The 13,679-nt window shown below is 54.1% G+C and carries 9 protein-coding genes; 7 read left to right on the forward strand and 2 right to left on the reverse strand.

Going from position 1 to position 13,679, the window contains the following annotated elements; all coding sequences use genetic code 11:
- The first annotated feature begins 151 nt into the window (after window positions 1-151).
- From ACOJUN_RS05310 to ACOJUN_RS05320, 3 genes are all read left to right on the forward strand, one after another.
- Complete coding sequence (locus ACOJUN_RS05310; protein ID WP_422135627.1) at window positions 152-1,504, forward strand: ankyrin repeat domain-containing protein; 1,353 nt, start codon at window positions 152-154, stop codon at window positions 1,502-1,504.
- Between the two features lie 189 nt (window positions 1,505-1,693).
- A complete protein-coding gene (locus tag ACOJUN_RS05315) occupies window positions 1,694-3,040 on the forward strand; it encodes an ankyrin repeat domain-containing protein (RefSeq protein WP_422135628.1) in 1,347 nt (448 codons plus the stop codon).
- Between the two features lie 355 nt (window positions 3,041-3,395).
- Window positions 3,396-4,163 carry an ankyrin repeat domain-containing protein gene (locus tag ACOJUN_RS05320; RefSeq protein WP_422135629.1) on the forward strand — a complete coding sequence of 256 codons (768 nt, stop codon included), beginning with the start codon at window positions 3,396-3,398 and terminating at the stop codon, window positions 4,161-4,163.
- Between the two features lie 198 nt (window positions 4,164-4,361).
- On the opposite strand, the gene ACOJUN_RS05325 is transcribed toward ACOJUN_RS05320, so the two are convergent.
- Complete coding sequence (locus tag ACOJUN_RS05325; protein WP_422135630.1) at window positions 4,362-4,610, reverse strand: BrnA antitoxin family protein; 249 nt, start codon at window positions 4,608-4,610, stop codon at window positions 4,362-4,364.
- Window positions 4,611-4,629: 19 nt separating this feature from the next.
- A complete protein-coding gene (locus ACOJUN_RS05330) occupies window positions 4,630-4,863 on the reverse strand; it encodes a BrnT family toxin (RefSeq protein ID WP_422135631.1) in 234 nt (77 codons plus the stop codon).
- 78 nt (window positions 4,864-4,941) lie between these two features.
- Here ACOJUN_RS05330 and ACOJUN_RS05335 point away from each other — a divergent pair, with 78 nt between their 5' ends.
- The 4 genes from ACOJUN_RS05335 to ACOJUN_RS05350 all read left to right on the forward strand — a co-directional run bounded on the left by ACOJUN_RS05335 (window position 4,942) and on the right by ACOJUN_RS05350 (window position 13,579).
- Entirely contained in the window at window positions 4,942-7,185 is a 2,244-nt protein-coding gene (locus tag ACOJUN_RS05335; RefSeq protein WP_422135632.1) for an ankyrin repeat domain-containing protein, read from the forward strand.
- Window positions 7,186-7,521: 336 nt separating this feature from the next.
- The gene (locus ACOJUN_RS05340) at window positions 7,522-8,673 is read left to right on the forward strand and encodes an ankyrin repeat domain-containing protein (RefSeq protein ID WP_422135633.1); all 1,152 of its coding nucleotides are present in this window, start codon (window positions 7,522-7,524) and stop codon (window positions 8,671-8,673) included.
- 187 nt (window positions 8,674-8,860) lie between these two features.
- Window positions 8,861-10,570, forward strand: coding sequence for an ankyrin repeat domain-containing protein (locus ACOJUN_RS05345; protein ID WP_422135634.1), 1,710 nt, complete (start codon window positions 8,861-8,863; stop codon window positions 10,568-10,570).
- 123 nt (window positions 10,571-10,693) lie between these two features.
- Window positions 10,694-13,579, forward strand: coding sequence for an ankyrin repeat domain-containing protein (locus ACOJUN_RS05350; RefSeq protein ID WP_422135635.1), 2,886 nt, complete (start codon window positions 10,694-10,696; stop codon window positions 13,577-13,579).
- Window positions 13,580-13,679 lie beyond the last annotated feature (100 nt).

Raw genomic sequence — 13,679 nt, forward strand, 5'->3', positions numbered from 1 at the left:
TGTGTTGTCCAGTGAACATGGCTCTCAGGTGTTCCCATCTTCTGAGTTTTTGAAACAGGTAATTGTTTGGCCACAGCGAACTTTGATAGCCATACAAATGAACTAACATGCTTTTTTGTATCAAACCTACACTGCTTCTTGACCAATACAGATGTTTTACTTATATGTGGCATTGTTCGCTACCCTCTCCCCATGGACACTGAAGGCTGATCACTGTCCTATTTGTTTGGCTCCCTTCCATGGCCGAAGTGAAGCGCCTGTGGTCGTCAAAACCCAATGCTGTGGTCACCTCTTCGATCTGGACTGTATTTCGAAGTGTTTTGTTGATCAGCCCATTGGCTCCCGCCAGTGCGCAATGTGTCGGCAAAACCCGATGCCGGTGGTGAATCAGAACACCAGTGAATCTCACCCGGATACATTTTTCCCCGATCAGGTGTTTTTTGATGCCTGTTATGACGGGGATTTGGATCAGGTAGAGAGGTCATTGGCAAATGGAGTCAATGTCAATGCCGTTATACATGATGATTTCACTGGCTTGATGTTGGCATCTGACGGGGGGCACGAGGCAATCGTTGAACGCCTGATCAGCGCCGGGGCGAATCTCAACGCCACCTCCACAGGTGGAGCCACCGCAATATTCTTTGCTGTCCAGGAGAATAACATCGATTGCGTGAAGCTCCTGATCAACGCCGGGGCGGATGTTAACGCCACCTTTTCAAATGGTGCCACCGCACTGTTGATCGCTGCCAAGGAGGGCAATACCGACTGCATGAAACTCCTGATCAACGCCGGGGCGGATATCAACGCCGCCTTGTTGGATGGCGCCACACCGCTGTTCTTCGCTGCCCAAGAAAATAACATCGAATGCGTGGAACTCCTGATCAACGCCGGGGCGAATCTCAACGCCAGGACTGAGAATGGTACAACCCCGCTATTCGTCGCTGCCCTGAGAGGCAATACCGACTGCGTGAAAGCCCTGACCGAAGCCAACGCAGATCTCAACGCGAGAAATAAGAATGGTGCAACCCCGCTTCTCATCGCAGTCTGGCTAGGCCATACCGATTGCGTGGAAATACTGATCCAGGTCGGGGCGGATCTTAAGGCCACCAGGACTTCGGACGGCGCCACCCCGCTGTTCATCGCAGTTCAGAAAAATAACACCGACTGCGTGAAACTTCTGATCAAGGCCGGGGCGAATCTCAACGCCCGGACTATTGATGGCACCACCGCGCTGTTCACTGCAGCCCTGAATGGCCATACCGATTGCATGGAAACCCTGATCCACGTCGGAGCGGATCTCAATGCTGCCAGGACTTCAGATGGTGCCACCCCGCTGTTCATCGCAGCCCTGAATGGCGATACCGACTGCGTAGAACGCCTGATCAATGCCGGGGCAGATCTCGACGCCGCCAGGACTTCAGATGGCGCCACCCCACTCTACATCGCAACCGCGATGGGCAATACCGACTGCATGGAAGCCCTGATCAAGGCTGGAGCAAAGTAGGGAACAAAGGCCGTGAAGGCAACAAAAGAAAGGCGTTACTTTGTCCAGTAAAAACGACTCTCAGGTGTTCCCATCTTCTGAATTTTTTTTTAAAACAGGTGATTATTTAGTCACAGCAAGCTTTGATAGCCATATAAATGAACTACCATTCCTTTTTTTGTATCCAACCCACACTACTAACCAACACAGATGTTCTTCTTATATATGGCATTGTTCGCTACCCTCTCCCCATGGACACTGGAAGCTGATCCCTGTCCTATTTGTTTAGCTCACTTCCATGACCGTCATGAAGCGCCTGTGGTCGTCAAAACCCAATGTTGCGGTCACCGCTTCGATCTGGACTGTCTTTCGATGTGCTTTGTTGATCAGCCCATCGGCTCACGCCAGTGCGCGATGTGTCGGCAAAACCCGATGCCTGTGGTGAATCAGAACACCAGTGAAGCTTACCCGGATACATTTTTCCCCGATCAGACTTTTTATAATGCCTGTTTAAACGGGGATCTGAATCAGGTAGAGAGGTCGCTGGCAGAAGGAGTCAATGTCAATGCGGTTATGGTTGGTGGCTTCACTGCTTTGATGTTGGCATCCCAAAACGGGAACAAGACTGTCGTCCAACGCCTGATAGAAGCCGGGGCGGACGTCGACGCCGCCTTGTCGAATGGCGCCAGCCCGCTGCTCATCGCTGCACATCATAATAACGATGACTGCGTAAAAATCCTGATCGAAGCTGAGGCAGATCTCAACGCCGCCATGTCGAGTGGCGCCACATCGCTGTTCATTGCTGCCCAGGAAAATAACATTGTCTGCGTGAAACTCCTGGTCAACGCCGGGGCGGATCTCAACGCCGCCTTGTCGGATGGCACCACCCCGCTGGTCATCGCTGCCCAAGAAAATAACATCGACTGCTTGACAGCCCTGATCGAAGCCGGGGCGGATCTCAACGCCCAGACCGATGATGGCTCCACCCCGCTGCTCATCGCAGCCTGGAAAGGCAATACCGACTGCGTGAAAGCCCTGATCGAAGCCAAGGCGAATCTCAACGCCGCCATGTTGGATGGCGCCACACCGTTGCTCACCGCTGCTCAAGAAAATAACACTGACTGCGTGGAAATCCTGATCAACGCCGGGGCGGATCTTAACGCCGCCATGTCGGATGGCTGCACTCCTCTATTCATCGCAGTCCAGAAGGGCAACATCGACTGCGTGAAACTCCTTCTCGATGCCGGGGCAGATATCAGCGTCCGGACTGAGGATGGCGCCACCTCGCTGTTCATCGCAGCCCTGAAGGGCAATACCGACTGCCTGAAAATACTGATCAACGCAGGGGCAGATCTCAACGCCCAGGCCGAGGATGGCTCCACCCCGCTGTTTATCGCAGCCCTGGTGGGCAATCCCGATTGCGTGAAACTCCTGATCAATGCCGGGGCGGATCTCAACACTGCCAGAATTACGGATCGTGCCACCCCGCTGTCCGTTGCTGCTGCAAGAGGCAATTCCGACTGCGTGAAACTCCTGATCAACGCCGGGGCAGAGTAGGGAACAGAGGCGATGAAGGAAAGAAAGGCGTTGTGTTAACCGGTAAACCCGCCTCTGGGTGTTTCCATCTTCCGAGTTTTTAAAACAGGTGATTATACCAATCGAACTTTCTAACTCCCTATTGCGCTGAAGATTTGAGCCTTAATCCTGCGTTGGCGATCGTCGCCATAGCTAAGGCTATGACTCCTCACGCCGCCTTGTCTTAAGGCTCAAATCTCCATGCTCATCACGGGAGTTAGAAAGCACGATTGGTATTATTTAGCCACAGCGGACTTTATAGTCACACAATTGAACTTTTGTACTGCTCTTATGTCTAACCAACACTGCATTATTGACTGACACAGATGTTCTACTTATGGATGGCATGGCTCGCACTCTTCTTCCCATGGAAACTGACGTAACGTCGGAGCCCGATGTATGTCCTATTTGTTTGGCTAATTTCCATGGCCGCGATGTGGCGCCAGTAGACGTCAAAACCCAATGTCTAACCCAGTGTGGCCACCGCTTCCATCTGGACTGTATTTCGAAACAATTCATTTTTGAACCGATCGGCTCACGCCGATGCGCGATGTGTCGGGAATGCCCGATGCCTGTGGTGAATCAGAAGACCAGTGAATCCCACCCAGATACATTTTTCCCCGATCAGGTGTTTTATGATGCCTGTTATGACGGGGATTTGATTCAGGTGGAGAGGTCACTGGCAGCAGGAGTCTGTGTCAACGCCGTTATGACTGATGATTTCACTGCCCTGATCGTAGCATCCAGTGAGGGGCACATAGACGTCGTCGAACGTTTGATAAAAGACGGGGCGGACGTCAATGTTGCCCGGGCCACGGATGGCGCCACCTCGCTGTTCTACGCTGCACAAGAAAATAACACCGACATTGGGAAACTCCTGATCGACTCCGGGGCGAATCTCAACACCCCCCGGACTTCGGATGGCGCCACCCCGCTGTTCTTCGCTGCACAAGAGAATAACAGCGACTTTGTGACACTCATGATCGAAGCTGGAGCGGATCTCAACGCCGCCAGGACTTCGGATGGCACTACCCCGCTGTCCATCGCAACCAAGATGGGCAATAGCGACTGCGTGGAACTCCTGACCAACGCCGGGGCAAGGTAAGGACGGGAAAGCAAGAAAGGCCTTGTGCTATTCAGTAAAGCTCGACACCCGCCTTCTGGCCCTGCTCCACGCCGAGCAGGATCAGGAAGAACTCTGTGTCAGCCAGTTGAATCGATTTCTGATTGCCAGAGCCCGAGAAGTGGCGTTTCGGCTGGCTGGGGATCTGGTGAAACCAAAGCAGGAGGAGACTGCAAGCTGTCACCCTGAATGCCTGACCACATATTCACGCAAAGCTTCATCCATACGGGTCTGCCAGCCTTTGCCAGTGGCGCGGAAAAATTCAACCACCTCGGGTGACAGCCGGATAGAAATCCGCTCCTTGGTCTGTTCGGCCTTGGGTCGCCCCACTGGTCGTAGTTGTTTGAACTCCTCGTCAGTAAGTTCATATGTGTCAGGATCAGCGGCAATGCCTGCATTGATGGCTGCCTCTTCTTCGTCGGTGTTCATCTGGATCCACCGACCGGATTTAGTCTTGATTCGCATAAGCAGTTTTCTCCCGGTTATTAGCTTTTCGAAGGGAAATAATACGTCGCGTCTCACCACGATCGGTGTACACCACGCAATAAAGTCGCTCACCCCAGAGGGCAAAACCAACCATGCGCTGCTCTCCATAGTCAAAGCGTTGGTCTTTCCATGCACAGAGTGTATCCCACTCCAAGCGCTCTGCCTCAGTTTTGCTTTCACCGTCCGGTTTAGCCACAGCAAACTTTGATTGACACATAAATGAACTAACATGCTTTTTTTGTATCTAACCCGCATTACATATTGACCAACACAGATGTTCTACTTATATGTGGCGTTGTTCGCTACTCTCTCCCCATATACAGTCAAGGCCGATCAGTGTCCTATTTGTTTGACTTACTTTCATGGCCGAAGTGTCACGCCTGTGGTCGTCAAAACCGGATGTTGTGGCCACCTCTTCGATCTGGACTGTATTTCGAAGTGTTTTGTCGATCAGCCCATCGGCTCAAGACGGTGCGCAATGTGTCGGCAAGACCCGATGCCTGTGTTGAATCTGGACACCGGTGTATCTCACCCGGATGCATTCTTCCCCGATCTGACGTTTTTTCGTGCCTGTTTTGAAGGGGATTTGGATGTGGTGGAGAAGTCACTGGCAGAAGGAGTCAATGTCAATGCCCATGACATTACGAATGATGATTACACCCCCTTAATGATGGCATCCATCGGGGGGCATATGGCGGTCGCCGAATGCCTGATCAACGCCGGGGCGAATCTCGACGCCGTCTGTGAGAGCGGTGCTACCGCACTGTTCATCGCTGCAATAGAAAATAACACCGACTGCGTGAAACTCCTGATCAAAGCCGGGGCGGATCCCAACATTGCCTTACCGGATGGCACCACCCCGTTGTACATCGTAGCCGAGATGGGCAATATCGTCTGCTTGAAAGCCCTGATCGACGCCGGGGCGGATCTCAACACCAGCTTGCCGGATGGCGCCACCTCGCTGCTCATCGCTGCCCAGAATGGCAATACTGACTGTGTGAGACTCCTGATTGAAGCCGGGGCGGATCTCGACGCAGTCTTGTCGGGTGGCTTCACTCCACTATTCATCGCAGCCGAGATGGGCAATACCGACTGCGTGAAAGCCCTGATCGACGCCGGGGCGGATCTCAATGCCCGGAATAAGGATGGCGCCACCTCGCTGCTCATCGCTGCCCAGAACAACAATATTGACTGCGTGAAACTCCTGATTGAAGCCGGGGCGGATCTTGACGCCGCCTTGTCGGATGGCTCCACTCCTCTGTTCATCGCAGCTGCGAAAGGCAATACCGACTGCGTGAAACGCCTGATCGAAGCCAAGGCAAAACTCAATGCCCTGACTCAAGATGGCGCTACCCCGCTGCTCATCGCTATACAAGAAAATAACACCGCCTGCGTAAAACTCCTGTGCAACGCCGGGGCGGATCCCAACGCCCCAGCTAACGATGGCACCACCCCGCTGTACATCGCTGCTGCAAAAGGCTATACCGATTGCCTGAAAGCCCTGATCGAAGCCAAGGCAGACCCCAACGTCAGGGCAAAGGAAGACAGCACTCCGCTGATCATTGCTGCTGCGAGAGGTCATATCGACTGCCTGAAAGCTCTGATCGAAGCAGGGGCGGATCTCAACGCACAAAATAAGGAGGGCGTCACCCCGCTGTTCATCGCTGCACAGGAAAATCACATCGACTGCGTGAAACTCCTGATCAACGACGGAGCGGATCCCAACACTATACTGTCGAATGGCTGCACTCCGCTGATCAGCTCTGCTGCGATGGGCTACAGCGACTGCGTAAAGCTCCTGATCAACGCTGGGGCGGATCTCGAAGCCAGCTTGTCAGATGGTGCCACCCCGCTGTACATCGCAGCCCAGAATGGCAATACCGACTGTGTGGAATCCCTGATCGAAGCCAAGGCTGACCTCAACGCCAGGAATAAAGAAGGCTGCACCCCGCTGCTGATCGCTGCTGCGAATGGCCATACTGACTGCGTGGAACTCCTGATCAATGCCGGGGCAGATCTCAACACCCAGACCAAGGATGGCGGCACCCCGCTGTTTTTGGCTGCACAAGAAAATCACGCCGACTGTGTGAAACGCCTGATCGAAGCCGGGGCGGACCTCAACATCCGGACTAAGGTTGGCGCCACCCCGCTGTTAATCGCTGCCAAGGAAAATAACATAGACTCCCTGAAACTCCTGATCGAAGCTGAGGCAGATCTCGACGCCAGGACTGAGGATGGCAGAACCCCCCTATTCATTGCAGCCGAGATGGGCAATAGCGACTCCGTGGAACGCTTGGTCAACGCCGGGGCCGATCTCGACGCCCGAAGGACTGAGGATGGTGCGACTCCGCTTTTAATCGCCGCTGAGGAGGGTAATACCGAGGGTCTGAAACTCCTGATCAGGGCCGAGGCAGATATCAACGCCGCCTTGTCGAATGGCACCACCCCACTTGCCATCGCAACCGAGATGGGCAATACCAACTGCGTGGAACTCCTGACCAACGCCGGGGCAAGATAAGGAGAGGAAAACAAGAGAGGCCTTGTGCTATCGAGTAAACAAAACTTTCAGGTGTTCCGATCTTCTGAGTTTTTGAAATAGGTGATTATCTGGCCACAGCAAACTTTGATAGCCAGATAAATGAACTAATACCAATCGAACTTTCTAACTCCCTATTGCGCTGAAGATTTGAGCCTTAATCCTGCGTTTGCGATCGTCGCCATAGCTAAGGCTATGACTCCTCACGCCGCCTTGTCTTAAGGCTCAAATCTCCATGCTCATCACGGGATTTAGAAAGTACGATTGGTATAACATGCTTTTTTGCATCCAACCCACACTGCTTATTGACCAACACAGATGTTCTACTTATATGTGGCATTGCTCGCTACCCTCACCCCATGGGCACTGAAGGCCGATCACTGTCCCATTTGTTTGGCTAACTTCCATGACCGAAGTGGAGCGCCTGTGGTCGTTAAAACCCAATGTTGTGGTCACCGCTTCGATCTGGACTGCCTTTCGATGTGCTTTGTTGATCAGCCCATCGGCGCACGCCGATGCGCGATGTGTCGGCAAAACCCGATGCCTGTGGTGAATCAGAACACCAGTGAATCTCACCCGGATACATTCTTCCCCGATCAGACGTTTTATCTTGCCTGTTTTAACGGGGATCTGGATCAGGTAGAGAGTTCACTGGCAGAAGGAGTCAATGTCAATGCCTTTAGGACTGATGATTTCACAGCCTTGATGTTAGCATGCCACAGTGGACATACGGATGTCGTCGTACGCCTGATCAACACGGGAGCAAACCACGACGCTGCCCGTTCTAATGGTGCCACCGCTCTGTTCATCGCTGCTGAGTTCGGTAATACCGAGTGCGTGAAACGCCTGATCAACGCCGGGGCAGATATCAACGCCCGGACCAGGTCTGGCGCCACGCCGCTGCACGTTGCTGCTGCGAAAGGCCATACCGACTGTGTGAAACTCCTGATCAACGCCAGGGCGGATATCAACGCGCAAACTGAGCATGGCGCCACCCCGTTGTTCATTGCTACACAAGAAAATAACACCGACTGCGTTAAAATACTGATCAATGCCAGAGCGGATCTCAACGCTTTCAGGATCAGGGATGGCACCACCCCGCTGTACATCGCCACCCTGCGTAATAGCATCGAGTGCGTGAAACTCTTCATCAACGCCGGGGCAGATATCAACGCCCGGTCCAGGAAAGGCATCACAGCGCTGCACGTTGCTGCTGCGTTAGGCAATACCGACTGCCTGAAACTCCTGATCAACGCCGGGGCGGACATCAACGCCCGGAATAAAGATGGCGCCACCCCGCTGTACATGGCAGCGCAGAATGGCAATACCGGCTGCCTGAAAATCCTGATCGAAGCCGGAGCGGATCTCAACGCCGCCAGGATTACGACTGGTGCTACCCCTCTGTTCATCGCAGCTCAGAATGACCATACCGAGTGCCTGAAACTCCTGACCGAGGCCGGGGCAAAGTAGGAAACAGTGGCGGTCAGAGAAACAAAAGAAAGATCTTGTGCTCTCCAGTAAATACACCTTTCAGGTGTTCCCATCTCCTGAGTTTTTGAAGCAGGTGATTATCTGGCCACAGCAAACTTTGATAGCCGAATAAATGAACTAACATGCTTTTTTGCATCCAACCCACACTGCTTATTGACCAACACAGATGTTCTACTTATATGCGGCATTGTTCGTTGCCCTTTCCCCATGGACACTCAAGGCCGATCACTGTCCTATTTGTTTGGCTAACTTCCATGACCGAAGTGGAGCGCCTGTGATCGTTAAAACCCAATGTTGTGGTCAACGCTTCGATCTGGACTGTCTTTCGATGTGCTTTGTTGATCAGCCCATCGGCGCACGCCGGTGCGCGATGTGTCGGCAAAACCCGATGCCTGTGGTGAATCAGAACACCAGTGAATCTCACCCGGATACATTCTTCCCCGATCAGACGTTTTATCTTGCCTGTTTTAACGGGGATCTGGAACAGGTGGAGAGGTCACTGGCAGAAGGAGTCAATGTCAATGCTGTTATGATTGGTGGCTTCACTGCCTTGATATTGGCATCCCTCTGGGGGCATACGGAAGTCGTCGAACACCTGATCAACGCTGGGGCGAACCCCGACACTGCCAATACCCTTTCGAATAATGCCACCGCACTGATCATCGCTGCTGATTGTGGTAATACCCTCTGCGTGAAAAGCCTGATCAACGCAGGGGCGAATCTCAACGCCCGGACTGGCGGCGGAGCCACCCCGCTATTCATGGCTGCTCAACAAAATAACATCGACAGCCTGAAAATCCTGATCGAAGCCGGGGTGGATCTCAACGCCCAGACTGAGGATGGCGCCTCCCCGCTCTTCGCCGCTGCTGCGCGAGGTAATACCGAATGCCTGAAACTCCTGATCGACGCCGGGGCGGATCTCAACGCCCTGACTAAGGGTGGCGCTACCCCGCTCTTCATCGCAGCCCAAAGGGGCAATAACGTCTGCATGAAACTCCTGATCGACGCCGGGGCGGATCTCAACGTCCAGACTGAGGATGGCGTTACCCCGGTGTTTATCGCTGCCCAAAAAAATAACATCGACAGCCTGAAAATCCTGATTGCAGCCGAGGCAGATATCAACGCCGTGACCAAGAGTGGTGCCAACCCTGCGTTCATCGCTGCCCAGAACGGCAATACCGACTGCCTGATAATCCTGATCGAAGCCGGGGCAGATCAAAACGCCGCCACGATTACGTATGGTGCCACCCCTCTGTTCACGGCAGCCCAGAACGGCAATACTGACTGCCTGAGAATCCTGATCAACGCCGGGGCGGGTGTCAACGCCGCCAGGATTACGGATGCTGCCACCCCTCTGTTCATGGCAGCCCAGAACGGCAATACCGACTGCGTGAAACTCCTGATCAACGCCGGGGCAGATCTCAACGCCGCCAGGATCAACGATGGCGCAACCCCGCTGTTCATCGCATCTCAGGAGGGCAATAGCGACTGCGTGAAACTCCTGATCAACGCCGGGGCAGATCTCAACGCCGCCAGGATCAACGATGGCGCAACCCCGCTGTTCATCGCAGCTCAGGAGGGCAATAGCGACTGCGTGAAACTCCTGATCAACGCCGGGGCGAATCTCAATGCCCGGGTCGAGGATGGTGTCACCTCGCTATACATTGCAGCCGGGTTGGGCAACACCGACTGCGTGAAACTCCTGATCAGGGCCGGGGCGAATCTCAACGCAGCCCTGCCGGATGGCACCACCCCACTTGGCATCGCAACCAAGATGGGCAATACCGATTGCGTGAAGCTCCTGACCAACGCCGGGGCAGAGTTCGGAACAGAGGCAGAGAAGGAAACAAATGAAAGACGTTGTTTTGCTCAGTAAACACAGCTCTAAGGGGTTCCTATCTTGCGGGTTGTTGAAATAGGTGATTATCTGCCTACTGCAAATTTAATAACTACCCGATTGAACTATCATATTTTTCCTGTGTCCAAACTGCATTGCTTATTGACTGATATAGATGTTCTACTTATGGACGGCATTGCTCACCCCCCTGTCCCCGGGGATAGTGAAGTACCAGAGGAGGCACATCCCTGTCCTATTTGTTTGACCCATTTTCATGGTCGTGTTGTAGCGCCCGTGGTGGTCAAAACCCGATGTTGTGGCCACCTCTTCGATCTGGACTGTATTTCGAAGTGTTTTGTCGATCAGCCCATCGGCTCACGGCGGTGCGCAATGTGCCGACAAGACCCGATGCCTGTGTTGAATCTGAACACCGGGGAGTCTCACCGGGATACGTTTTTCCCTGATCCGACGTTTTTTCGTGCCTGTTTTGAAGGGGATTTGGATCAGGTGGAAAGAACTCTGGCAGGAGGAATCAATGTCAATGTCCATTACATTGCGTATGATGATTTCACTGCCTTGATGATGGCATCCATGAGTGGGCATATGGCGATCGTCGAATGCCTGATCAACGCCGGAGCCAATCTCAACGCCGTCGCTAAGAGCGGTCTTACCGCAGTGATCATAGCTGCACAAAAAAATAACACTGCCTGCCTGAAAAGACTGCTCGAAGCCAAGGCGGATAGCAACGCCCGAACTTCCCATGGTGCCACCGCGCTGTTCATCGCTGCTTCGAAAGGCAATACCGAGTCCGTGAAAGCTCTGATCGAAGCCAAGGCGAATCTCGACACCCAGTCCAGGCAGGGCGCCACCCCGCTGCTCATCGCTGCTTCGAAAGGCAATACCGAGTGCGTGAAAGCCCTCATCAAAGCGGGGGCGGATCTCAACGCCGGGACTAAGGATGGTGCTACCCCGCTGCTTCTGGCAGCCCAGAACGGCAATACCGAATGCCTGAAACTCCTGATCGAAGCCAAGGCAGACCTCAACGTCCGAACTAAAGATGGTAACACCCCGCTGCTCATGGCAGTCGAGATGGGCAATACCGAGTGCGTGAAACTCCTGATTGAAGCCGGGGCAGATCTTGACGCCGCCCTGCTGGATGGCACCTCTCCGCTGCTCATGGCAGTCGAGATGGGCAATATCGACTGCGTGAAACTCCTGATCGAAGCCGGGGCAAATCTTGACGCTGCCCTGCCGGATGGCACCACCCCGCTGCTCATCGCAGCCGAGATGGGCAATACCGAGTGCATGAAACTCCTGATCGAAGGCGGGGCGGATCTCAATGCCCGGACCAAGGGTGGCGCCACCCCGCTGCTCATGGCTGCACAGGAAAATCACGCCGAATGCGTGAAACTCCTGATCGAAGCCAAGGCGGACCTCAACGCCAGGACTAAGGATGGCAGCACCCCGCTTGTCATCGCTGCTGCGAATGGCCATACCGCTTGCGTGAAAGCCCTGCTCAACGCCGGGGTCGATATCAACACTCGTAATGAAGATGGCACCGGCCCACTGTTCATCGCTGCTGCGAATGGCCATACCGATTGCGTGAAAGCCCTGATCGAAGCCAAGGCAGACCTCAACGCCAGGGCTAAGGATGACTTCACCCCACTGATCGTTGCTACTGCGAAAGGCCATCCCGACTGCGTGGAAGCCCTGATCGAAGCCAAGGCAGATCTCAATGCCAGGACTAAGGATGGTGACATCACTGCGCTTTTCATTGCGGCACAGGAAAATCAAATCGACTGTTTGAAACTCCTGATCAAGGCCGGGGCGAATCTCAATGCCCGCTTCAAGGATGGTGCCAACCCGCTCTACATTGCGGCCGAGATGGGCAATACCGCCTGCGTGAAAGCCCTGATCGAAGCCAAGGCGGATCTCAACGCCAAGACTGAGGATGGCGTCACCCCGCTTTTCATTGCGGTACAAAAAAATCACACCGAGTGCGTGAAACTCCTGCTCGACGCCGGGGCAGAGCCTGACGTCCGGACTGAGGATGGCACCACCCCGCTGTTCATCGCTGCTGCGAAAGGCCATACCACTTGCGTAAAAGCCCTGCTCAAAGCCAAGGCAGACCCCGACGCCCGGAACAAGGATGACAGCACCCCGCTAATCATTGCTGCTGCGAGAGGTCATAGCGACTGTGTGAAAACCCTGATCGAAGCCAAGGCGGATCTCAACGCGCGAAATAAGCATGGCGTCACCCCGCTGTTCATCGCTGCACAAGAAAATCACATCGACAGCTTGAAACTCCTGATCAACGACGGAGCGGATCCCAACGTCATCTTGTCGAGTGGCTGCACTCCGCTGTTCAGCGCTGCTGCAGGAGGCCATAGCGAATGCGTAAAACTCCTGATCGAAGCCGGGGCGGACCTCAACGCCCGCATCAAAGATGGTTCTACTCCGCTATACATCGCAGCCCAGAAAGGCAATACCGACTGCGCGAAACTCCTGATCAACGCCGGGGCGGACCTCAACGCCCAGAATAAGGATGGCGCCACCGCGCTGTTCATCGCTGCCCAGGAAAATCACCCCGACTGCGTGAAACTCCTGGCCGACGCCAAGGCAGGTCTCAACCCCCGAACCAAGGATGACGCCACCCCGTTGTTCATCGCTGCCCTGAACAATAACGTCGACTGCCTGAAAATTCTGATCGAAGCCGGGGCGGATCTCAACGCCCGGATCAAGAATGGCGCCACCCCGCTGCACGCCGCTGTTGCACAAGACAATACCGACTGCGTGGAACTCCTGATCAACGCCGGGGCCGATCTCGACGCCCGAAGGACTGAGGATGGTGCGACCCCGCTGTTCATCGCAGCCCGCAAAGGCAATAGCGAGTGTATGAAACTCCTGATCAGGGCCGAGGTAGATATCAACGCTGCCTTGTCGGATGGCACCACCCCACTGGCCATTGCAACCGTGATGGGCAATACCGACTGCGAGAAACTCCTGATCAACGCCGGGGCAGGGCAGGGAACAAAACAAAAGCGTTAGTTATCCGGTAAACACGGCTCTCAGGTGTTCTCATCTTCGGAGTTTTTGAAACAGGTGATTATTTAGTTAGCCACAGCAAACTTTATAGCCATAGAACTGA

The sequence above is a fragment of the Endozoicomonas sp. ALD040 genome (genome assembly GCF_049275945.1).
Lineage (GTDB): Bacteria > Pseudomonadota > Gammaproteobacteria > Pseudomonadales > Endozoicomonadaceae > Endozoicomonas_A.